Origin of the sequence: Sinorhizobium arboris LMG 14919, assembly GCF_000427465.1 — a bacterium.
Taxonomy (GTDB): Bacteria; Pseudomonadota; Alphaproteobacteria; order Rhizobiales; family Rhizobiaceae; genus Sinorhizobium; species Sinorhizobium arboris.
In genome coordinates, this window is record NZ_KE386497.1 from 433082 (window position 1) to 456133 (window position 23052).

Below are 23052 nucleotides of genomic sequence, written 5' to 3' on the forward strand. Positions count from 1 at the left end.
TAAGTCATGAAATAAATTCATGGTTGTGTGCCGCTCAGTCGGCGGACCCCTTGAAACGCCGGCAGTGCGCCCCTTTGAGCAGGGCGAGGAGGCCGGCAGCTTCCGGCGGGCGGCCATCACATTTGAACACCGCACGGCCGGCAGCGTCGAGGACCAGCACTTCAATCCGGTGGCGGTTCACTGTCGATGGACCGTAGCCAACAGCGAGGTCGAGCGCCGCGCGCAGTCCATTCCAGTCGCAGGTTGCCCTGAGCAGCGCCACATCCGGCGTAAACGCCATGCCTCGGTCGACGCCGTAGCGGCGTAGCCGAGCCGGGGTGTCCCATGATGGGTCGTAAGTCATGCCAAAGATGCCGACCGCCAATCCTTCGGCTGCAGCGAGCTGCGCTGTCGCAGCCAGGACCGAGACGGTGCGCGAGCATTTCAGCGGATTCATACAGCGCGTGTAGAAGAACGCCAGCACTGAAGGGCGTCCGAGCAGTCGCGCGCCTAAGGTCGCCTCGCCGCCGTCTTGATCCTCTATCGGAGCCGCCCAGATTTCGGCAGGAAGAATCTTGGCCGGCGCGTGACCTAGCTCCGCCGCATCGCAACAGCTGGATGCGGCGCCGATGATGGCCCCATTGCGCAGGGCTTGGGCAAGGCGACCACTTGCAGCCTCCGTCGCAGAGAGCGATGGTGGTGCAGTCGCCGCCTCATCATCGCAGCAGCAGGCCTTTTTCATCGTGGGGCCCTCACTCTCGCCGGCGGCAAGTCCTTCCCTCACAGCACGAGCAAAACCCTCCGGCGCGGCCGCTATCCGTTCCGCGCAGTCCGCCGCACCGAGCCCGTTCTTCCGCGCCACCATGAGGAAAGCACGGGCAAGCTCAGTCATCGCCGTCTCCGAAATGTCGGGGCGGGTGCCGGCCGCGATTCGATCGAACCAGACCTTCTGGTCACGACCCCGAAGGCGCTGGGCGGCGGCGGCTAGCACATCAAGCCAGACGCGATCCGGCGCGTCGAGTGCGGCGACGAGGCGCGCAGCGGCTGCGACTGGGCCGGGCGCATTCCCAGTCCCGATCTCCTCTCGCGCTGCGGCAAGGCCAAATTCCGGCGCCGTGCGCGCCAACGCGGCAAATGCATAAGCCCTCACCCGATCGACATCGGCAGAACCTAAGCCAGCGTAGATTGGGTCGCTGTCGCGAAAGTACCGCGTCAAATCCTCACCAGGAGAGCGACCCGCTGCGGCGCGATCAATCTCCCTCGCAAGCGCCTGTAGCTCGAGCGCTACCATGAACGTTACTCCGATCTGCGCTGCGTCGAAAAATAACGCTGGGCCGCATCTTTCAAACGTTTCGACTTCGTTCGGCGCTGGGCAGTATCGATCGCACCTTCGAGATTATGTGCTGGGCTTATTGTCTGGGCCATGCCGACGAGGGCGGCCTTCAAAGTTGCGCTGTCGCTGCGGTCGGTTAGCACGTCGCGCGCCGTCTGGGCGAATTGTTCGGCGTCCAGAGCTTTCAGTCCAGCGGCGGTAATCCGGCGCAACTTCTCGCCGACTGTCTTGTCGTGGACAAGCTGCGATAGCAGCGGCGCACTTTTCGGATCAGTCCCGAGGATACGAACAGCTTCCTCGCGAGCGGGCGGCGATAACTGGTCAAACTGATTGCGCACGAGGTTGGCGGCATTGGTATGATCGTCAAGGCCGAGAAGCTGTACCGCCTTTGCCTGGCTGACGGGTGCCTTCTCAGGAGTAACCAGAGCCCCGGTCAAGATGTCGCGGGCGTAATCATCGCTCTCCTGCGCCAGATATTCCAGCGCCTTCTGACGCAGCCCCGGCGATTTGTCATCGGCCAGCGCGCGAATGGCGTCGATCACCTGGGGGCGGAAGTCGGCAAACGCGCGGCCGACGAATTCCGCCGTTGCCAGCATGTCCAGCGCGGCACTGCGCACCGCGACAGTCTCGCTCTTGCGACCAATCAGCTCGAGCAGATAGTGTATGCGTTCGGCGAGGTTGCGAGAGTTTAGCTCTATCTTGCAGACGGCCTCAGCTCTTGCATCGGCGCCCGCCTTACCCTTGCCTGGTATGTCGGCGGGCGCGGCGTAGACGTAACCAGCCTCCCTCGCCTTCGCGACTTGATCCTGCTGCTGTCTGCGATAGTCCTTGATATCCATGGTCGCAGCCTCAAACGATTCCGGCGGGGAGTTCGAAGGGCACGTCGTCGTAGTCGAAGCCCAAGGGATCGCCGCCCAATATGCCTTGGTAATCTATCATGTCACTCACCATCGGTGAGGGTCCCGGCCGCGCGACGACGGGTGAAGGCGCTAAAGTTCCACCTGGTACAGTAGCTGGCCGAGGGTCACCGGTGACCTGGTTCCACGGCCACATTGTGTCGCCGAGCTGGTGCCCGATCCGCCCGCTGTCCGAGGGGCTGAAAGCCTCGGCCTCCGCCGGATCGAATAGTTCGTTGAGCCACTGCCACTTAGCCCAGATCCGATCCACATTGCAATGCAGCATGAAGAACAACGGATCTCGGGCGGCGAGTGGGATACGTCTAATGAAGCTCGATCCCGGAAAACTGGTGTGCGCCCTGCCGTGAGGGTTGCCTTCCATGGCTGCAAAGTTGCGGTATTGCGTGACGCCCGGAAACGGGGCGAGAGCCAGGGTGTCCGCCTCGCTCAGTACCGAGGAAGGACGCGCCCCGGCAGAGAAACCCATGCTGCGGATTATGCCGATCTGGTTGTCGGTAACCCAGCTCTCCAATGGGTGGCCGGCAGTGAAGAGAAGACGGCCGTTCGCGTTCGGCACCCCCATAAAGGCTGTGGTGAAGATACTCGGCGCCGGCTCGTCAAAGCGCCAGTAGGGCAGCGCCACGGACGGGTCGATCGCCTGCAACTCCCGTTCGAGATCAAGTAGATAACACCGATGCCACGGAAGGAAGCCGACATCGAAATGCGCCTCGTCGGAGGCAGGGCTGTCCACATGCATATCGCGGAAATCACGGAACCGCCCGCTGCCGGCTGCATTGAGCGTGCCCATCGCCGTTAGGAAACGATCGCGCTCACCATCGGTGAGCCCGTTGGCGTTCTTGCGCACACGCACCATAGCGGGCTGGTTCGCCAGCTGTGCGCCGCTGGACACGTCCTCGATGGTATAGCCGCTGTCGCCGTCTTGAGTACTGGCGGTGCCGAACAGGCCGGCGACCCAGACGTCGACCGGACTGCCATCCAGAGGCAGGTCGACTTCCAGCGTGTGCTGCATCGGCCCTGCTCGCGTGACTGAGAACCGCAATTCCACCGCCGTGCGGCTTGCAAAACGCACACGCGCTGCGTTTGCAGCCTGAGCGTCAACGAGTCGGACGGAGAGCTTGCGCGGGGTCCAATTGAGATAGGCTATGCCATTGGCATGCATAGATGCAAAGTCGACATCGATAATCATTGCGAGTTGCCTTGATTACTGGCGCTGCCTAGCCCACCTGCAGTAGTCACTCGACCGAGTACCCGGCCAACGCGGACGGGCTGTTTTCAGCCAATACGGCCCGCTGCTCTTTAGTGCCACGATGATCCGCTTCGGCACGTCGAGCTCGCCACCCGGTCGATCAATCTCAACCAGCCGAGAAGAGATTGCGTTGCGTGAACTATGCACTTGATGCTAGAATGATTCAATTCTAATTTAGCAAGAATTCAGTGCCGCTCGTCCAGTGCGCGCCACCTTCGAGGATTCGGGGCAATCTACGGCAGTAGGAGACGGGGGACTCGTCGAAACCATGGTGGAGGTTGCGTGAACTGTGTCACCAGCAGACCGCTGGCAAACCCGACGAGAACTCGCTTCTGCCAGACCGTTCTCGCAGCGGCACTCAGCCGCTCTGTCGGATAGCAAACTCGAACTTACTAGAAGCGCGGCTCCTTGGGAGTGGAATATGAGTAGAGCCTCCGGTCGGAATATTGTGAAGCAACAGCTCACTCTGGAGACGCGCAAGAAACTCTACTCGACCCGCCGACTCCTGCCGCTCAGCAAATCCCTTCAGTTCTACTGGTTTGAAAAAAACGGCCAGCGAATTTACACCTGTCATTCCAGCGACATCGTCAATCACGAATTCGGGCATGCCGTACTCGACGGGCTGAGGCCTTATTATTTCGAGTCCATTCTTTCCCAAACAGCCGGATTTCACGAGTTCCTCGGAGACCTGACGGCGATCCTGATGGCGTTCCGCAATAATGGCTTTCGCGAGAGCGTCATCGTCGAAAGCGCCGGCGACCTCGCTTCAGGCTCATTGTTGTCATCGCTTGCCCAACAATTCGGAGATGCCGTGGTCGGACAGCCCTACCTCAGATCCGCGCGCAATCAGCTGACAATGAAAGACGTCGCACGCGAAACTGCGACCGCATCTGGTTCCCAGGTTCTGACTGGCGCGATGTTCGACATCATCATTGCTCTCCTCGGAAAATATAAGCAACGGCAGGAGGATCGACTAAAGGCCGATCCCACTGCCAAGACCTCGTCACTCGCACAAATGTTCTGGTTCACGATCCAGCGTATGCAGATGATGGCGATCCAACCTCTCGATCTACTGCCTCCCTGCGACGTCACGTTTCGTGACTATGCTCTGGCGGTATTGAGAGCAGAGCAGGTGGTCAACCCGACGGATCCGAACGGATGCCGAGCTATGATGCTCGACGTGTTTATCAAGCGCGGCATCCTCGACGAGGCCGAACGCGCGCCTGTGCTTGCCGCTGCGGCCGTTTTCGACCGCCCGCAACTGACTATTCTTCACAGCATAGATTCGATCGGTGCCTCACGCGGGGGCGCCTACCGCTTCGTCGACGACAACCGCAGCGACCTTTTCATTCCAGCTACAGCGGACGTGGTCGTCGCCGAAATTGCCCGCGCGAACAAGCACACGACTAAGGCCCGGCAAATGCCCGACCAGATCGTGGTGCAATACATGGGGTGAGACAGGTCGACAGTCGATAGGGGTGTTGTCGGCCCTTTGTAAGTGCCGTGGCAGAACAAACAAAGCATTCAGGAGCTTCGCGATGAACCCGTTTCTCGTTTTCCCGGTGCCACCAGAACTTCCTCGCATGCCGGACCGCCTCTACGCGAAATTGGACGACGTGATGGAAGACGTTAAGAGAGGCAGGAACGAGTTGCTGCTCGGCGCCGTCGATGCCGACTGGTTTGATCGACCGGGCAACTTCGGTCTCCTGGGTAGAGGCGACACCCGCCTGCGTGCGATCGATTTGGCACCCATTTTCTTTCTCGAGATCGATATATTCGGTCAGGCAGGCGGCCCTTGGGTAGTCGCGACTGGCGAGCGGATCGGAGACCAGTGGATCGAGATCATCATTGCTCCGAGCGGCGATTCGAGGCTTTACCGGAATTTGTTCGGCGACCCGGAGCCAGTGACGGTCCTGTCCGCCCATGTGGTTTCGACCCAAACATCCGACGCTCTGGACGAAATGCACAGTCTGGATGAATGGACAATATCGGACGACGACCTGACCGCCCATGTCGCAAACCTCAAACATCCGAAAATCGAACGATTGGCCGTCTACGACGTCGGCCAAGGTTCGGCCAACGGCTTCAGCGAAGCCATCTGCATTCCGAGGCTCTACTTTGATTTCGGAGGCGGGAGCAGGTCGCACACGAAAACGAGACCGCACGCCATTCCTCACTTCTGCCTCAGCGCCCCGCCTCTCATGGTCTTGTCCCACTGGCATGATGATCACTGGTCGTCCGGCCCGATCGTCACGCGATCGCTGTCACTGACCTGGATCGCCCCTTTCCAGTCCGTGACCTCACCACATCTCGCCTTCGCCGCGTCGATCGTGTCCGCTGGCGGACGTTTGCTGGTGACCAGCGTCGCTTCGTTCTCGTTCGGAAACGCGCTCTTTCACCGCGCGACTGGTACGAGCAGAAACGATTCCGGCTATTGGGTCCAGGTCGACCCTCCCGGCGCGGGCGAACCGTTCTTTTTCCCAGCCGACGCGTCGTATCAACACATTGGGCCGCGGGCCCCCCTGACCGTGCAAGGGATCGCAGCGACCCATCACGGAGGAGACTGGAAGAACGCGATGCTGCCACCAAGTGCGGGAGCGGCGTCGCTGTGTCGCTCGATCTTCAGCTACGGCCTTTTCCCTACTGGGGCGTCGAATACCTATGGACATCCGACGACCAGGTCTACTGCGGACCATAACAAGGTGGGGTTCGTACAACTGGACACTCCTCTGAGGACAGGGGGCAGAAGCGGCAACGGGACTGGGCACGTGCATCTCGACTGGGCAGGGTCTGCCATCCCCAGTGCACCCTGTGGGAACAGCGCGTGCTACCAGAACCTCGATCAGGCTTAGGCCCACTCACAAATCTCAATCTTAGGTCTTCAGCATGCATGAACTGTTATCTTGAAAAGCCCAGCGCACTTCTAGCGCCTGCAATAAAAGCGGCGGTCTCCGATGCGGCTCAGACAGACGAGCAAGTGCAGCGAGACCGACCACCGCCGACCTGTAATGGCGAATACAAAGGGAGACGCACGTGCTCACGATTTCTAGGCGGCCGGGAAGGCCACCCAGTAACATTTTCATGCCGTAGCTGCGGTTGATCTCGGGATCGTAGAAGCTGGAATACGCAGTAGCCTATTATCCTATTATCTGACCAATCCGTCATTGCTCTTGATAGGCCCTGGCCATGCGGACATTTCAACGTGGGCGCCACACCGCACACCCTCATCCGCGCGCAAGTCGATGCCAGGGGCGGTCAGGGCATGACCCAGTTCCTGGATGGCTGAGGCCGGCCTGTGGCTGTCGCGCTAGCCCAGAGCTGCATTCCGCTTGCGCAAGCAGCCTCGATTACCGAGAACACGCGGTTTTCTAATGTGCTCAAGGACCCCCAAGCGCATTTTCCTTTGAAGGCCTTTCCCAGGAAAGTCATGTATTTCTTACAAAGATCCGACGTTCGGGATCACGCCCGTCGTCGAAGGTCTTGATGGCTGCCGCTCGTGCCTCGTCTGATTTTGTAAACAGGGCGGCCAGTCCGCGGCCAACGCGGTGGCCTCAGGGGAGGCATCGGGAGCCGCATTGAGCAGAATATCCTTGTCGACCTTGATCATGTGTTTGTCTCCCCCGTTTCGGACGAGGCAACTGCGACGCGCTCCTTCATGAAGTGCGGATCTTGTCGAGATCGATCTCCTCGATATCCGTTACCGGTCGGGCTCCAGCATAGCCGTAAGGTTTCAGCTCGATTTCGAGTTCCCGACGCTCTCTGACCTCGCTTTCATCAGGATCGGCACGACCGATGACCGATGAGCTCTGCGTGACGCTTGATGCGCTCTGCGATTTTCAGGTTCCGATCAGATTCAAGTCCGAAAACCGGACTGGTGAGGATGGCTTGCGGCCGTTGACCGTAGAGATCGATCCGAACATCAAGCGGAGCGACCGACATCGTTGTCGGGTCAAATTCGTCCTCCTGTTATGAGGATCGGCCCGGCCTGTCTAAGCAGTCCTCGGAAGAACCGCTTAGGAGAGCTACCTACTCCCGAAGGAGGACATACGGTCTTACCCTTTCGTGACGCGTTATCTCTTATTTTTGGGCGTTCGCGCTTTCAGAGCGGCCATCTGGCTCTCGCCGTAGTGCCCCTCCTTCGGCTGCTGTTTCGGCGGCTTCCGCTTCTGCGCGGCCCTTCCCTCAGGCGACTTTGAGGACGAAGTATTGGTTGGCTGAGACTTCTTTATCATTGGATCTTCCCCAGACAGTACAGACGAAGAACGAGGCATGTAGGACGACACCCAAGAGCAGTGCATAACGGGCCAGACTCAACCATTCGGCCTTGCCGTCATTCACAGCAGAATTTCTGTGATAGGCAGCTGTGTAATCGATGATACGTGCATCGAAGAACTCTTCGTTCGTCGGCGGAGTAGGGCCGAGTTTGGCAATAATTTCCTCCGGATCGGTCAGGGCTTCATAGGTCGCAATGTTTGTCACCAGCAGTGACAGGAAAAATGAAGCGGCCATCGCACCGAGAGCAACCGCGAACAGCGTGAAGCCCATGGCACTAAGCCCGTCTGCCTGCTTTTCAAGCACGAACAATGCGAAGCCGGAATACAGGGTGACCAGCGTCACATTGCTCCTGCTGTGCTCAAGCAGGGTCGCCGTGCGCTTCTCCTCCTCCTCGTAAACGGATTTGAAGAAGTCCATCTGTTCTTTTGTCGCCATGACCGCTCCATGCATCGGGCGGCGGCGCTGCCGCCACCCGCCAGTTAGATCCACCGGTCATTCACCCTAGAAATGGTTCAAAGAAATCTAGGTGCGCTCGAGTTTCATATCCAACGCGTTATCTCGAGCTGGCATGTTCCCGCGGCGGTCCGCTCTCCGGCTCGCCTAATTCAATATGATACCAAATTCCCCTCTCTTGCCTCGAGCAATTGTAGGCGCTTCGCATCCGATTTCAAACACAAAGAGCGTAAATCTGAGCATTGGGGCCCGAGTAGTCTTGCTCATTACCTACGGCGATGCGCCACAAGGGGATCCCTTTTTTCGGTCAAGCTGATCGAACCAGTCCGCATTAACGCAGTCGAACAGTATGACAGTTTCAGACTCTTGTATATCCAACGGCTCGACTTGGTCCACTCTAGCGAATAGCCTTGTCGGTCTTGGAGAATCAAAGGACGGTCGATTCTGAGTAAAGAAAGAACATCGCGGACCACCTTTGTAACTTGTACGGTTACGTCACTGATACCAGCTGTCATGGATTTCGTATTCGAAGTAATGGTCCTTAGTTTTCGTCCGTTTCGAAAAGTTAGCCCACTCCGCCTCTGATACATCGTCTGGTCGGATCGGCGCACCCTTGTCGCTCTGTAGAACCCTCCCACGCGCTTTCTTTTGAAGCGCGTTATAGATCGCTTTCAGCGGGTGGCGCCATGGCACCGGCTTCAGGTCCAGAGCCCAAGGTTCGTTCGCCGGAATCATGGCGGTAAATTCTTCGCGAAACTCGTCTTGTGCCATCCATGACAGGTTCGCATAGTCATCAGATGCGGCCCCGTTCAGCGTGGCATTGTGGCTGCCGTGGTGTCCCACCTTGTAAAGAACGCACCTGGAGAGGAGGTCCCGCGCCGTAATAGCGTTTGCCGGAGCATCGGGCCGCCAACTCAATTTGCTCCAGGAGACCCAGCTTCCACGTTGTGCATCACCGGCGAAGAGCAGCACTTTACCAGTATTCGGCAGCTCGAAAGCAAGCACGAGGCTCGTGTTGTTGACCTCGCTATTCAAGCGCAGCGCTAGCTCATCAGCGGTGCCCAACCAGTCATCGTCAATTCTGCGCCAATCATTGGGGTGCGGCGCGCGCGGCAGGTGACGGCGCCCGCTCCTCCGCATTGAGGGAGTTGCTTTCAATCCATAGTGCGAGATGAAAAACTGCGAAGCTTCGTCGGAAGCGGCACCGGCAATTTCGGATATCTGCAACCCATACCGTCTGCCAAATGGCCGGTCGGTCGTTGAATCCTCTTCATAGGCAGCGAGCAGCGTCCGACTTTCGCGGTCGCTAACCATACCCATCCTGAACTCTTCAGCACCTTGAGGATCCAAAGAAAGTAGGAGTGCTGCGTCGCGTGGTGGACCCAAAGCGAATACGCGGAGACCACTCACTCCAGGAACTTCATAAGGCCCTTTGTCCGGCCTCAGGAAATTAACACCTTTCTCAGCATGGTCCCGGATGAACTTTATCGCTTTTTTATTGCTGACACCTGCGATGGCCATCTGTTGTGCCTCACGTAGTGACAGGTTCGGATCAGTGGACTGCAATTGCGCAGCTCTTATGGTGACCTCTATGCCGACATCTTCTTCACCAGTGTGAAACGCGAGAGCTTCTCCGATGAACCCCAAGCCGCTCCGAAGCGCATTTCCGCTTGGGTCGCCTGTAAGGCCAATCAGCGCAAGAAGCGTGTCCTCGAATCGTTTTCGCAATTGGTTCGCCAATTCATCATTGCGGTCTTCTGTCCAAGCAAGCCACACCTCGTCGATGACAATGCTGTCCCAAGCCTTGGCCGTCGGGTCGTCTACCGAACGCGCTAGGAAACCACTAACATGATCCTCATGCTCATGCGTGACCACGACGACATGGATATGATTGTCGGTCGCTTCACCAATATCTTTGATAATCTTCTCGATCGGCCAATCGGCATTGATCTCGGATTTTTTCTTCAGGCCGCAGTCGATCAAGACATACCGGGGCGCGCCGTCGTCGCCTGGAAACGCCATAAGGAAGCAGTCTCCATGGCCCTGGCGATACATCCTTACGAGAATACTGCCAGCCGACGGGGTCAATCTTGCCATGACGCGTCCTCCTCTGAGACATGTCTATGCAACATCGCAAACGCCTCGTACTTACCTGCGTCCGAGACTACGTGGAAAGCGTCCAATGGCCGCGATCTACTCCTGGCAAGAAATTTGCGTACTTGTTCCAGTTGAGTGTTATTCGTGACGTCGCCGCGAGTGCGAATGACGCGTCGCACGCGAAAACTGCGCGCATCAATCAGCAGTGTGCAGCCCCTCCTGAAACGAAAGTCTATCTGCTCTTTCTCGTCGCCCCAAAAAGGTTCTGGCCGCCGATCCATTTCTTGTTGTTTGGTGAGGTCGAGAAACCCTGCCCGCCTTTGGACCAGTTCTACGACATATTCTCGCTCGACTTGGCCGCGAGTGCCGCGTCTGTTCGACATCCGGACGGAGTGAACCTGGATGGCAGGAAGCCGGGTAGCTCTGCTCCGATACACGGTAGAGGGCGCCTCCGCATCACGCGTAAGGCCTAACAGGCCCAGCAATTTTGCGTTGTCCGGATCGGTCAAGAGGCCCCAAAACAACTGGCCGTAGAAATTTTGAGCATGCCAAGTGATCTCTCGGTCGGCCGCCAAACCCAGTTCGAGTAGATTCTGTGACAGAATAGAGCTGGCAGAATGGGGCGGTCCGGACTCGATTTCATATTTTCCTGTTACCTTTGAAAGCTCGCGGTCAGGAACTTTTGGATCGCGCTTACCGGCAAGCCGCGCCATCATCTCACTGTTCATCAGCGCCGAAATCTGTTCGGCCATTCGGTCTAATCGATCGTTTATGTTGGTTGATACATCTGGTCGATTTTTTAACTTCTTGCGGATTGCAGACGCGTCCGCAATTAACACGCCAAGCTCGGATTCAAGTTCTTGACTGTGCTGGCTCACTCCCATGTCTGCTGCGACTTCGCGAAGAGTGGGCCAAAGGAGTGTCGACTGCGAGACTGTTTGCATGCCATGCGGCACGATCCCCCATTCAACAAAGGCTTCAAGAATGGCGACCCTGTAGTTGTGTTCGTCCTCTGGGTAGAGATCAGTGTCTGCAGTGATGATCGCTCTCAGGTAATCCCCAAACGTTATGTCGACCGGCGGGCAATAATCCAGACCGCGAATACAGATTTCAAGCAGATGGGTCGCGCTTTTGGCAGCGGCTTCAGCCAGCCTGTTCACCAAATCGGGATGAATGTCTCCGGGTGGGAGAACACCCGTGCCTTGCGTCGCAATTCTGAAAAGGTCTGCCGTTCGCGACTCATACATGTTCAGAAACGCTCGAAACACAGCTGCTACCAGAATGGCGCCTCGAGCATGTGGTCCTTTTGCTCGCGACAGTGCGGCACGATCCGGTTTCCGCAACTGCCATGTACCATTGCTATCAGGACCGCCAATGGCATCGCGTAGCGCACCACCCCGACCGAGAGCTAGTCCAAACTCCTGCGCCAATTGACCGAGCAGATGGTCGCTCCTCAAATTGCCGCGGGTTTTTGCGATCTGGCTGGTTAAGACCTGAGGGTAGGAGAAGTGCAGGAAGAGCGCGACAATATCAGCAAACCCCTCATGCAGGGCGAGCATGTCAGGATTGGTCACCTCAGACATTCGCGGATGCAAGCCGTCTAAGAGAGCGTGAGTGGTCTCATGTGCAATGACATCGTGCGAAAGACATGAGAATATGAGGCTTCCGGGGACAACGCTAGGGTGATCAGCCTCGGCCTCAAAATATCCAAACAAGAGCGCTTTCTTACTGGGGCTGTAGTAGGCGTTAGCCTCACGTAGAGCATGGGGATATATTCTTAGGCGCCTGACGAATTCATCAGATACGAACTTGCCTTGATCGTCTCTCTTCTCACGTGGCGCCCAAAGGGCAATGCGTCCAAGCGCTTTCTCAAAGGCCGCGATTGTCGACATTGCAACCGCGTACACCATCTGCTGATGAAACTGCGGATTGGATTCAGTTGGTGCCAACCCATTGCCGACGAGGAGCTTGGGATCATCCAGATTGACCGGCGGATAAAACAAGCCGCTGGCGGGATCGACGTCTATTACTTCCAAATATTCGCCGACCGGACCGGAGAAATGACCTGGCTCCGTACGGGCCTCCATTTCACCCGGTATCGTCACAACCAGTTCATTCATCTGATATGTGGAAAGTCTACGCGCAAAGCTGGGGTCAAACGCGAATACGCGTAGCTTGCGGTCAGACGACGAAGACTCTCGTGCCATTTTAGTTAACCCCCCCTTGGGCACACGCAGCCGCGACTTGTTCGATCCGTACCTATTGGCGATGCGCTCGCAAATTGGGCTATGCCTCGGGAGGGTCACCGTCTGGAGCGTCCGGTGGTCCACCCGCCGCAGGTCCAAAATATGTCCTCAGTCGCGACGCGGCGTGCGCATAGCCAGCTTTGAGCAGTAGGGTTTGCGTCCGCTTGGGCATTCGCCAGAGTCGAGTTGAAATACTCCTCGCCTCGTCAAATTCAGTTTCGGTAAGCAAAGGTGGCCGCTGGCTCTTATCATCAACGCCGGTACTCAATTGCCACATCGCGCCTTGTCTGGCGCCTGTTTTGTAAGCATGGGAGAGAATCCGCTCGCGCAAATTCTGAGACTGATCCATTGCAATATCGAGCACTCGAAGAGATTGTTGGAGCCAGTTCTGCTTTGGCTCGTCTTCGAAACTAAAAGGGTGGCCGGCATCACTCACAAGCACGGTTCGGCAACGTCGCCAGACTGTCTCGGTGCCCAAGTTGTCGTAGACGCCACCATCCGTAAGTATAGCTTTCTCGGTGTAGGGCGCGGTCGCCATTTTACCCTTCGTGTGCGCCTCTATCGTTCCCGGTGAAAGATTGACTATTGCAGGCGAGAGAAACGGTGGAAACGCCGCTGAGGCTGCAACAACATCTGCCAGTCTCAGGTCCAGCCCCGTGAACTGGCCAATCTTGTAATCCGCAATATATGCGCGCTGAAAACGAAATGCGCTCCCTGTCATCAGATTGGTCGCATTGAAAACAAAACGCGGCTTCACTGGGAGTTGAGACAGCGTCGAACCGTGCGTCAGATTTCGATCGTAGCTCCTAGCAGCTTCCTCGGCTGCCGACGTGAACGGATTCAACCCTGCAAAACCTGATGCAATGTCGATGGAGTCATCCGCTTGGGAGAGCACCGGTTCCAGAAACGTCTCGCGCAAATTGGTTACGCGGCCGTTTGGATCGAAAGAAAATTTGCCATAGGCTACTGCGAGTGCGGCTGCGGCCATTGAGCCGCCGGAAACGCTAGACACTCGATCGAGTTTGTTTAACAAGCCTAATTCATTCAGTCGAAAAATTGCGCCGGCATGGAAGAGCAGCGCACGGTATCCCCCACCAGACAGGCAGAGGCCGATTGCATCTTCCAGTTTTTCACCGTCGATCAGTGAAGTTACGTTGCTCTGATCGGAGTCAAGATCGGTTGCCTCATCGTCTGCCATAATGCGCCTCCACTGTCATCCTGAAAGCCAAAAGCGACATGCAACGCGTAGTAGCAGGGGTCTAAGATAAAAAGTGGTACTGTTTAATTGCGTCTGACCAGCCACTAATTTGGTTTGTGAGATCAAGACTTGCGTACGCTCCATCATAAATAGGTTTTGTTGGGAAGTAGACCGAGAGCCCCGTTGGCTTCTGTCGTTCACGTCCAAATAAGAACTCTGAACTAATAACGGAGTGTTGAAGTGCGTTTAAGAAATTCTCGATGCGTTGATCATTCTTATGGTCCTTGAGTATTGTCGCAAAGTGTCCTAGGTCCAGAAAATCAGTGTCATAAAAACGAGTGGCGTTCTTTTCGCTTTTTGCTAGTAAGATGTACTCTGGTGCGATCATCTCAGAAATGAGTTCGCCAAGTGAGCCAAGTGCCATTGCGAGACCTTCAATTTGCTCCATGTCTATAGCAGACTGGGTAACCAGCCGTATTCGATAATCCCGCATTCCTTCTATGTAGGAAGCGACCATAGCACTGGACAAATCCCGCGCGCTGATGTTTCCATCGGCAGCCGCAATGGAGTTCACGAGCAGGTCGTAACGCCAACCGATCGCTGGCTCAATTTCTTCGGAAGCAACAACAAACGACGATAAATTTCTAACTTGGAAGGCGACCTCCAGTCCCGCCATCAGGCACGCATCAAAGCCCAGAATGTCGAACTTGAAGGGTGTGCCCCTGCTCTGGGCGATATGATTAATTGCTCCAACCAAAGCGTTCTTTAGTTCGATACTGTCCAGGGCGTCGTGCTGGGACGTCTCGTCAAGACCAATAGCTCGATCAACCAGCAACTCTAGCTCGCGATCCAGCTCATTCCGATCCCTTTCCCGCAGAGACAACATCGGAGGTCGCGCCGATGAGCGCTGCAGCGATGTTAGCAGAGCATCCCTGCCGACCAGGAATCGGCGCTCAGGTGCGGCGATAAGCGGCACGAGAGTACGTCCAATGAAGTCGGTCACAACTTCCTTAGCATTTTTTCGAAATAGAATTCGTTGAAGACGTCGTTTGTAGCGGTCCGCAAGATCAACATGGCGCATCGCCCGCGCCAAGCGCTCACCGGCAACTTCCTCTGCCTGCTCGTATATAAACTCCGGCTTCCAGCCGCTTCCATGGTTCCAGATAACCAGAGCATATCGTTCGGCAGGGTGGTTCAATACACCCCATTCGATGAACGCTTGGAGAACAGACGGATCACCGGTGTTAGTTTCACCGATTTCATTCAAGGGCGAAATGAACCTGAAATCATAGGGCTGCCAGTTCGGGTCTTTTATGATCGGCCCCCGCAGCGCCGGTCCTCTTGTGCCGTCGCCGTATCGGTCAACCTGAACAATTAAATCGACCTGGTCAGTAGATCCAACTAACTCCATTTCGTGAAGATCTTTGACAGCAAAGCGGTCAAGATCGTTATCAGCAGCCATGAATAATAGTATAGTCCACCGTTTCATGTTCACCCCCGTCATGCGGCAGAAACGCCGATGATCTGTGGAAGTACGAATGTTCCAAAGAGTCTCTAATTTCTGTCTTTAGGGGCGCTCTTTCGAATCCAGGCTGGCGAAGAGCCAGCGACAATACATCTTGGCCCTCACGAAGGAGCAAATGCAGGCTAAGTAGTTCCTCGATCGTCTCGGAAGCGACCGATGCCCCAAATTCTCGGCCAAGTTTGTCGCGGATTCCTTGCACTCCCTGGATTTCAGCCGCGAAAGCAAGTGCTCGCGTGGCAGGACGAGTGAGCCGAAGCAAATTGTTGCCAGTTCCAACTCGACAGTCACGGACAACCGCCTCTCCATCGTTGTTTTCCCGAAGCGAAAGCGCTGATGTCGCGGCGTGGGCGTCCCATCTCTCCAAAGCCGTGTGAAGTTCCTGATGGATTGGCTCGAAATGGTGGTCATCAGGCTTTTCGATGTCAAAATGATATGCCAGCTTCTGAATGGATGAGCCAACCGAGCTATAAATATGTGCGTAGGCGGGTAATGGTCGAATCGAAATGTTAAATGCGGACGGTTCATTGAAGTACGGGCTAAAGCGGTCGGCCCGGACGCGGGTAACGCCACTGGGGGGGGACAAGTGGGTGAGAAACGGGATCAAACCCAACACGCAACGATAATCATCTATGGTCTCACCGGGAAATCCATACAAGTGACCCCATTCAACATAAATGCCTGCCTCAGCAGCAAGCTTTAGGGTTTGGACGTTTCGCAGCATGGTAGTGCCCTTTCGCATGAGGCGAAGGACGTTTGTGCTAAACGATTCTATGCCTGGCTGAATTTTCCGAACGCCGGCGCGAGCGAGAACTGACAGCTGAGATGCTCGTAGGTTTGCTTTTACCTCATAGTGCATGAGCAGTGGGGGTAACGTTCTGGCGAGACGCGGCAAAAAATGGTTGAAGTATTTTGTATTTAGAATGTTATCTACGACAAGAATCTCTCGTCCGTATCGATTGGCTATGCCGAGAAGCTCTGAATAGGCTCGCTCTTGACTCTTGCTTCGGTACGTCATTCCCAAAGCGTTGAGACCACAGAATGTGCAGTGATGCTTCTGGCCCCACCAACATCCCCGTGCGCTTTCAAAAAGAGGCACGGCATCAAAGGACTTTGAAACATTAGGGGCTCGATGGCGATCAGCGTAGAAGTCGTCGTAATCCACAAACGGTAAGTCATCGAGATCGACTATCGGGAGTGATGGACCTTGGGCATGGATTGCCTTCTCACTATCCCTTACTGTCACACCGGGTAACCCGGCTAGATTCTCCCGGTTGAGGTACCTCTTGACGAGTTCTGGAAAAGTTATTTCGGCCTCGCCACCTACGACAGCATCAATCACAGGATACAGACGATGGAGCTCAGTCCCCATTTCGTCTTCACAGTTGGCTCCCCCAAAAACAATAAACTTATTCGGGTATCTCTCCTTAATACGTTTGGCGAGCGCTAATGAGGCCATCGTCTGCTGAAATGACGACGAAAACCCGACGACCGCGTATGCTTCCCAGTCTATCGCAGCCATGCAATGGTCGAGAAATCCAGATATCTTCTTCCGGGATTCTAAGATGTTCAACACCTTACGAGCATCAACAAGATGCCTGTACTCGCCGCATAGAATACGTGAGATGTAACCTATGTCGTCTGTTGAGACGTCACCGTGCGCGGCCGCTGAAAATAGCCATTCACCGACAAGTGCGAGAAAATATCGGTCATCATTGATGTCGCAGTATGCCGCCGGGCCCACATATTCAGCGAAATCCAAGAAAAAATGTCGGATCGCAGCGTGATAGCCGTTTCGGCGAAGCGCGCTCTTTAAAAGAGAGAGGCCGATCGTGGGATGATTCAAGGATGCCATTGGCATCGAGAGTAGAATGACGTCGCCACGCTGGGAGCGCGGCTGCTGGTATATGTAAGTTGAGGCTTGGTCCTCATGGCGCATCGGTCGATACCAATTCTGTCCATATGAGCGAAGCTTGTTCTCTCAACCGCGCGGTGACCCGAACCGCAACTTGTGCTCCAGCTGGATCTCGGAAGAGACGATGGCAGACAACACAATCGTGCAAAGCGCCAGGCACGAGCCCCAGTTTAACTTTCTCTGCTTCCGTCATGCGTTCGACAAAGAACTGAGGACCTTGTGATGCTAAAACAATCCAAAAAAGGTCGCGATCCCTCCGTGTAAGCAAGGACTTTATAGATTCGTCGGGGTATCGACCTAAGCGAATTCCGTCCGTAAATCCTCCCACGGCGCAGCATGGGAAAACGTCGCCGTTGGGCGTCAGAGACATTGTGTCAAAGTCTGCCCTACAAGCGCGCTTCAGATCCGTCGGAGCAGGCGGCAACAGGTCTCCGGGTTTGACCTTTCTTTCAGCCCGCCCCACCGGAAGACACTTGACTTGTGTTATCGGCAATTCGAACGCTTCGTCACCGAGAAGTTCCAACGCTGATGACAGGCTTGACACCTTACTAACCACTGCCGTCAACCGAACGCTCACGCCGTACTTGCGGCAGGCACAAATTGCATTGCGAATCCGCGCGGGATCTATGAACCTCGAGTGGTACTGGTCCCAGCTCAAACTAATTGCTTCGATTCCTATTGATGCTAGTGATCCTATGGCTCGCTCGGCAGTAACCCGGTCCACAGCGAAGGAGCCGTTGGTCACGACCCTGAAAAGCAAGCCACACGAGTGCGTAACTCGCGCAATCGAAGTTAGATAATCAAAGTCGAGGAACGCCTCTCCCCCAGACAGGGTTATGCGCTTCACAGTCGACACTGCAGCTACCTCCTTGATAGCCTCAGTGATGTCATCTAGGCTCAGCCGCTCATTTATGGAAGGCGCAGAACTGAAGACGCAGTGATGACAGACAACATCACACTTCCAGCTTGGCATAATCGCCAGCGTTTCCAGCGGGTGCTTATATCCTGCGCCCATCGCTGCCCCGTTTCTGCTAGCGTCAGATATCCGAAAGCGGCAAATTATCGGTGAGCGGGGCTCTTAGAGCCACGCCCCTATCACTGGGCGCCCGCCCAGACGATTTTCGACAGTATTCGCGGCAGCTAAGAATGTTTGGTCATTCAGCGCCCGGAAGAAGTTTATCGAATCCTGAGACATGTTCAGCCCAAGTACCATGAAGGCCGCTTCTGGATCCTTGAGCAAAGCCTCACGAAATTCGGCATCGACCAAGGCTCGGCCAAGGATTTCTTGGACGTCTTCAAGCGTAATATCGCGTGCAGTCGCTGGCATTTCGACCTCCAAAGTATAACTGTGAAGTCAATTGCAAAAGCATTATGCCGAATGATGTTTTGCGCATTAGCTTCGCTTGGACTCTGCATGGCGTCCAAAGCGTTCGTTGCCCCCGGGTAGGAAAGCATAAGCCGTCAACTAGCAATTGCTAAAATAGCAGGATGCGTTCTAAGGTCAATCCCCCGGTCCTGGAATTTTGTAGTAGGGCGTTGGGGCCTAGGGTATATACAATAGCATTTCCGCAGCCAGGCAGAGCTGGTATTTTGTCGCTACCACGAGCAGTTGCTAAACGCCCCTGAATACAAGGCCGCCGCAAGATCCCCTAAGGAGCGCCTCAGCCAATTTCAATGTGACGGAGACCGGTGGCAGGGTTGACTGTCAGAGGGCGAAGAGGTCGGTGACGATCGCCGCGGAGGCCTCCTGACGCGCTGCGACACGAGCATCCAGGGCTTTGCCCGCGCACGGTCTTCCGATCTGCCAGAGCTTCACCATACGCTCGACCGTCTCAATTGCGACCTTCGAGCTTTCCGCGACATGCAGCTCATAAAACCTCCGCCGGCTTTGCAACCAGCAGCCAGCCAATGTGATGCCGTCATTGCCGCGATCGGAGCGGACCAGCTTGTGGTAGGCGGCATAGCCGGTGGAGTGGACGCCCCCCGACGGCATCAAATGTGCCAAAGTGCGGGTGTGTTAGGACCTGCAAGGAGGACGTCCATGAACGAGATTACCATCGTTGGTTTGGATCTGGCAAAGAACGTATTCCATATCCACGGCGCAGGCCCCGATGGAGCGGCGGTCCTACGCAAGAAGCTGAGCCGCGGAAGGTTGCTTGAGTTTTTAGCCAAGCTCCCGATCTGCGTAGTCGCGATGGAAGCCTGCGCCAGCGCCCATTATTGGGACGGGAGATTGGCAAGCTGGGGCATGAGATCAGACTGATCAATCCTTCCTATGTGAAGCCTTTTGTCAAACGCCAGAAGAACGATGCTGCTGACGCTGAGGCAATCGCGGAAGCGGCATCGCGTCCCACGATGAGATTTGTAACGGTGAAGAGCGCAGAGAAGCAGGCTTCATCCATGGCATTCAAGGTTCGGAACCTGTTGGTGCGACAGCGCACACATACAGTCAACGCACTACGCGGACATCTCATGGAGTACGGGTTGATTGTGCCGCAGGGTATCAAACACCTTCCCAACTTGAGGGAACTCGTCGCAACTCACCCCGACCTGCCTGAGGCTGCGCGGATCCTTTGCGACGGCTTGCTGGAGCAGGTTGCATTTCTTTCAGAGAAGATTGCCGTGGTAGAGGCAGATCTCCGGACGCGCGCTAGACAAGACGATGTCGCTTCCCGTTTGATGACCATTCCAGGCATCGGTGCTATTTGCGCGACCGCTATGGAAGCCTTAGCTCCATCAGTCGAGATCTTCAGCAAGGGTCGTGATTTTGCGGCTTGGATTGGCCTCACGCCTAAGCAGAATTCGTCCGGAGGCAAGGACAGGCTCGGTAAAGTATCCAAAATGGGCAACGAGATCTTCGACGTATTCTTGTTCTTGGCGCTACCGCCGTGGTGCGTTGGGCAAGACGATATGGAGCGCCTGCCGGCTCCTGGCTAGCAAGAGTGCTTTTGAAGAAGCCGCCGAAGCTTGTCGCGGTAGCGTTGGCGAATAAACTGGCGCGCACCGCTTGGGCTCTGATGGCCCGTGGTGGCGTCTATCAAGCTCCGACATCTGCCGCTGCATAAGGCAGAACCGGGGCCGCGAGACGTCGGGAGTGTGGTGAGGTCTACGGAGGATTGCGCCATCAGCTTGCGGTCGAGCTCGACCTTGTCGCGAGCGTAGATCGCCTCCTGCTGGTAGAGCGGCAGGCCATCGGCTTTGGAGACAGCGATCTGGGCCAGCAGCGCTTCCGTCGGAATGCCGCCTTCGATGATGTGCGCCGGCGCCGGTGCCCTGGATGACGCCGTCCTCATTTTTGAAGACATACTTGGGGCGGCGCGTGACGATGACGCGCAACTCCGCCGGCACCACATCAAGTGATGAGTCCAGCTTAACGAACCTTCCGAAACTGAGGGATCACCGCGAGCCGATCATTGAATTCCTCTGTCGCCCATGTCATCGCCACTGCGCAGTTGAGCGCAAGCTGTTGGTGAAAGCATTCGGCGCCAGTGTGAGCTTCGCGGTGATCCGCCGGCGCACGGCGATGGGCTGCGAGCGCATGCAAACGCCGGAGGGTGACAAATGCGGCGCGCACTTCCCATGTTTGGCTGAGGGAGCTGATGGAAGCTAGGCGATGACAAACGACGAAGGCAACGAGCGCCCGCGCAAGATCATACATGTGGACATGGATGCCTTCTATGCATCAGTCGAACAGCGCGACAATCCGGAACTCAGGGGCCTGCCGGTTGCCGTCGGCTATCCTGCTGCCCGCGGCGTGGTGGCGGCCGCCAACTACGAGGCACGCAAGTTCGGCGTTCATTCGGCGATGCCTTCGGTGACCGCTCAACGGAAATGCCCCGACCTCATCTTCGTCAGACCGCGCTTTGACGTCTACAAGGCCGTCTCGTTGCAGATCCGCGCGATCTTCGCCGAATACACGCCGATGATCGAGCCACTCTCGCTCGACGAGGCCTACCTCGACGTCACCGAAAACCTGAAGGACATGGAGATCGCCACCGAGATTGCCGCGGAGATCCGGGCGAAGATCAAGCAGGTCACTGGCCTCAATGCGTCGGCCGGGATTTCCTACAACAAGTTCCTCGCCAAGATGGCATCCGACCTGAACAAGCCCAATGGTCAGGCTGTCATCACGCCGAAGAACGGCCAAGCCTTCGTCGAGGCGCTCCCCGTCAAGAAATTCCATGGCGTAGGTCCCACAACGGCCGAGAAGATGCACCGGCTGGGGATCGAGACGGGCGCAGACCTCAAGGACAAGACACTCGAGTTTCTGGTCGAGCATTTCGGGAAGTCGGGACCCTATTTCTATGGGATCGCCCGCGGCATCGATAATCGCCAGGTCAAGCCGGACCGGGTGCGGAAATCCGTCGGCGCGGAGGACACGTTCTCCGAGGACATCCAGTCCTACGGCCCGGCGCGCGAAGGTCTTCAGCCGCTGATCGAGAAGGTATGGGGCTATTGCGAGGCCAACGAGATCGGCGCCAAGACGGTGAAGCTCAAGGTCAAGTATGCCGACTTCAGCCAGATCACCCGGAGCAAGACGGTTCCGGCACCTCTGCAAACGATCGGCGATCTCGAGGAGGTGGTCGGCCTGCTTCTCGCGCCGATCTTCCCGCCACGCAGAGGAATCCGCCTGCTCGGCGTCACGTTGTCATCGCTGGAACGGCGGACGTTTGGGGTGGCGCCGCAGTTGCGGCTGGCGCTTTAGACGGCCAGCATCGGCTGGGCTGGATCGATCGAATGGCGCTTGACCCGGAATGTCCCTGCCGGCAGCGGACGGAGGATTTCGTCCTCAGGCACAAATCCGTCGAGCCAGGCCAGGCGTTGATCGCGTGTCAGCACCGCCAACTGCCGGTCGTGAAACGGCGCGAGATCGGCATTCGCCTCGATCGTCAGGATGGCATAGGACGCCGGCCAGTCTTCTATCGCCGGCCGCCAGATCGCCGCGAAGTAGAACCAGTCGCCATTTACGAGCGAGAAGCTGAAGCTCCTATGGCGAAACTCCAAGGCCGGCACCAGGCAGCGGTGCGGTGGGAAACGTCCTCCCTTCCGACCGAACGACGTTCACGGCGCGCAGACCGCCGTCGCGGGGCCGCAGGCCCCATGGCAGTTCAACCATCTCCACATCGCCGTCATGGCGCCTTATGATCACGCGGCGCTCATCAAGCGGGGCGTCGGACTGGAAAACGGTCGCACTCATCATAGATGGAACATATCAGGAACGACATTCCCACAAAACCAAACCCTGAGACGGAGGACACATGTGCAATGATTATCGGCTGATGGTGGATGTCGCCTCTATCGTCGAGGACTTCGCCGAGCTCAAGATCAAGATTCGCTTAGGCGAAGGCGCGCCGAACCTGCAGCCACGCGAGGACATCAAGATCACCGATATCGGTCCAATCGTCAGAACGATCGACGGGACCCGGGATGAGGCCGAGCTCGTGCAGCGGCGCTGGAGCTGGCCGGGGCCGAACAAGCGTCCGGTGTATAATTTCCGGTCGGAAGGACGCGAGTTCAGTTCCAATCGCTGCCTGATCACCGCCGACGGCTTCTACGAGTTCGCCGAGCCGAAGGACCCGAAGAAGAAGCGCAAGGACAAATGGCTGTTCACGAAGAAGGATGAGCCGATCTTCTGCATCGCCGGCATATGGCGCGACACGCCGGATGTCGGACAGGCCTTCACCATGCGACGATGGAGCCCGGGCCGGACATCGCGCCATACCAGGACCGGCAGATCGTTATCCTGGAGCGTGACTCATGGGCCGCGTGGCTCAATCCGGCGGTTTCCGCGAAATCGCTGATCAGGTCGCTTCCGGCGGGCGCGCTGGTGGTGGAACAGGTCGGCTGATCGCCAGTTCCGTACCGGCGTTC

Annotated in this window: 16 protein-coding genes and 5 pseudogenes; 6 read left to right on the forward strand and 15 right to left on the reverse strand. The window is 56.7% G+C overall.

Annotated features, from left to right (window positions below; all coding sequences use genetic code 11):
• Positions 1–34 precede the first annotated feature (34 nt).
• From SINAR_RS0130955 to SINAR_RS0130965, 3 genes are read right to left on the reverse strand one after another with little or no spacing between them, the layout of a single operon-like run.
• On the reverse strand, positions 35–1270 hold the full coding sequence (locus SINAR_RS0130955; RefSeq protein ID WP_028002639.1) for an SCO family protein: 1236 nt from the start codon (positions 1268–1270) through the stop codon (positions 35–37).
• 5 nt (positions 1271–1275) lie between these two features.
• Positions 1276–2151, reverse strand: a complete 876-nt coding sequence (locus tag SINAR_RS0130960) for a HEAT repeat domain-containing protein (RefSeq protein WP_028002640.1) — start codon at positions 2149–2151, stop codon at positions 1276–1278.
• Positions 2152–2161: 10 nt separating this feature from the next.
• Positions 2162–3415: a tyrosinase family protein gene (locus SINAR_RS0130965; protein ID WP_028002641.1), complete on the reverse strand. Its 1254-nt coding sequence runs from the start codon at positions 3413–3415 to the stop codon at positions 2162–2164.
• 481 nt (positions 3416–3896) lie between these two features.
• Between SINAR_RS0130965 and SINAR_RS01000000134315 the strand changes: the two genes are divergently transcribed.
• Entirely contained in the window at positions 3897–4931 is a 1035-nt protein-coding gene (locus tag SINAR_RS01000000134315) for a gluzincin family metallopeptidase (RefSeq protein ID WP_150824048.1), read from the forward strand.
• An 82-nt stretch (positions 4932–5013) separates the two neighbouring features.
• Positions 5014–6327 carry a hypothetical protein gene (locus tag SINAR_RS1000000134835; RefSeq protein WP_028002642.1) on the forward strand — a complete coding sequence of 438 codons (1314 nt, stop codon included), beginning with the start codon at positions 5014–5016 and terminating at the stop codon, positions 6325–6327.
• Positions 6328–6911: 584 nt separating this feature from the next.
• Here SINAR_RS1000000134835 and SINAR_RS1000000137250 read toward each other — a convergent pair.
• From SINAR_RS1000000137250 to SINAR_RS0131030, 10 genes and pseudogenes are all read right to left on the reverse strand, one after another.
• Positions 6912–7082, reverse strand: coding sequence for a hypothetical protein (locus tag SINAR_RS1000000137250; RefSeq protein ID WP_158500211.1), 171 nt, complete (start codon positions 7080–7082; stop codon positions 6912–6914).
• A 575-nt stretch (positions 7083–7657) separates the two neighbouring features.
• Positions 7658–8185, reverse strand: a complete 528-nt coding sequence (locus SINAR_RS0130990; RefSeq protein ID WP_028002644.1) for a hypothetical protein — start codon at positions 8183–8185, stop codon at positions 7658–7660.
• Positions 8186–8698: 513 nt separating this feature from the next.
• Positions 8699–10300, reverse strand: coding sequence for a ComEC/Rec2 family competence protein (locus SINAR_RS0130995; RefSeq protein WP_028002645.1), 1602 nt, complete (start codon positions 10298–10300; stop codon positions 8699–8701).
• Positions 10288–12420 carry a gluzincin family metallopeptidase gene (locus tag SINAR_RS1000000134840; RefSeq protein ID WP_150824047.1) on the reverse strand — a complete coding sequence of 711 codons (2133 nt, stop codon included), beginning with the start codon at positions 12418–12420 and terminating at the stop codon, positions 10288–10290. Before SINAR_RS1000000134840 ends, SINAR_RS0130995 begins: the two co-directional genes overlap by 13 nt.
• 166 nt (positions 12421–12586) lie before the next feature.
• Positions 12587–13744 (reverse strand): patatin-like phospholipase family protein, encoded by a 1158-nt coding sequence (locus SINAR_RS01000000134330; RefSeq protein WP_050577629.1) that lies wholly within the window; start codon positions 13742–13744, stop codon positions 12587–12589.
• 61 nt (positions 13745–13805) lie between these two features.
• Positions 13806–15206, reverse strand: a complete 1401-nt coding sequence (locus tag SINAR_RS0131010; RefSeq protein ID WP_028002646.1) for a clostripain-related cysteine peptidase — start codon at positions 15204–15206, stop codon at positions 13806–13808.
• Positions 15196–17205, reverse strand: a complete 2010-nt coding sequence (locus SINAR_RS01000000134335; protein ID WP_050577630.1) for a RiPP maturation radical SAM C-methyltransferase — start codon at positions 17203–17205, stop codon at positions 15196–15198. Before SINAR_RS01000000134335 ends, SINAR_RS0131010 begins: the two co-directional genes overlap by 11 nt.
• On the reverse strand, positions 17195–18196 hold the full coding sequence (locus tag SINAR_RS1000000138600) for a radical SAM/SPASM domain-containing protein (RefSeq protein WP_150824046.1): 1002 nt from the start codon (positions 18194–18196) through the stop codon (positions 17195–17197). Before SINAR_RS1000000138600 ends, SINAR_RS01000000134335 begins: the two co-directional genes overlap by 11 nt.
• A 63-nt stretch (positions 18197–18259) precedes the next feature.
• Positions 18260–18508, reverse strand: a complete 249-nt coding sequence (locus tag SINAR_RS0131025; protein ID WP_028002647.1) for an Os1348 family NHLP clan protein — start codon at positions 18506–18508, stop codon at positions 18260–18262.
• Positions 18509–18889: 381 nt separating this feature from the next.
• A pseudogene (locus SINAR_RS0131030) lies at positions 18890–19186 on the reverse strand (IS66 family transposase); the annotation flags it as partial.
• Between the two features lie 36 nt (positions 19187–19222).
• On the opposite strand from SINAR_RS0131030, the pseudogene SINAR_RS01000000134340 reads away from it, so the two are divergent.
• Positions 19223–20246: pseudogene (locus SINAR_RS01000000134340) on the forward strand (IS110 family RNA-guided transposase).
• Between the two features lie 51 nt (positions 20247–20297).
• On the opposite strand, the pseudogene SINAR_RS1000000136165 reads toward SINAR_RS01000000134340, so the two are convergent.
• Positions 20298–20538 (reverse strand): annotated as a pseudogene (locus tag SINAR_RS1000000136165) (IS66 family transposase); the annotation flags it as partial.
• On the opposite strand from SINAR_RS1000000136165, the gene SINAR_RS1000000138020 reads away from it, so the two are divergent.
• Positions 20507–20791, forward strand: coding sequence for a hypothetical protein (locus SINAR_RS1000000138020; protein ID WP_084617838.1), 285 nt, complete (start codon positions 20507–20509; stop codon positions 20789–20791). The pseudogene SINAR_RS1000000136165 and the gene SINAR_RS1000000138020 sit on opposite strands and share 32 nt — an antisense overlap.
• A 3-nt stretch (positions 20792–20794) precedes the next feature.
• The gene (gene dinB / locus SINAR_RS1000000137460; protein WP_028002649.1) at positions 20795–21886 is read left to right on the forward strand and encodes a DNA polymerase IV; all 1092 of its coding nucleotides are present in this window, start codon (positions 20795–20797) and stop codon (positions 21884–21886) included.
• Here dinB and SINAR_RS01000000134345 read toward each other — a convergent pair.
• Positions 21883–22381 (reverse strand): annotated as a pseudogene (locus SINAR_RS01000000134345) (SOS response-associated peptidase family protein). The gene dinB and the pseudogene SINAR_RS01000000134345 sit on opposite strands and share 4 nt — an antisense overlap.
• Before the next feature lie 58 nt (positions 22382–22439).
• Here SINAR_RS01000000134345 and SINAR_RS01000000134350 point away from each other — a divergent pair.
• Positions 22440–23029, forward strand: a pseudogene (locus SINAR_RS01000000134350) (SOS response-associated peptidase family protein).
• Positions 23030–23052 lie beyond the last annotated feature (23 nt).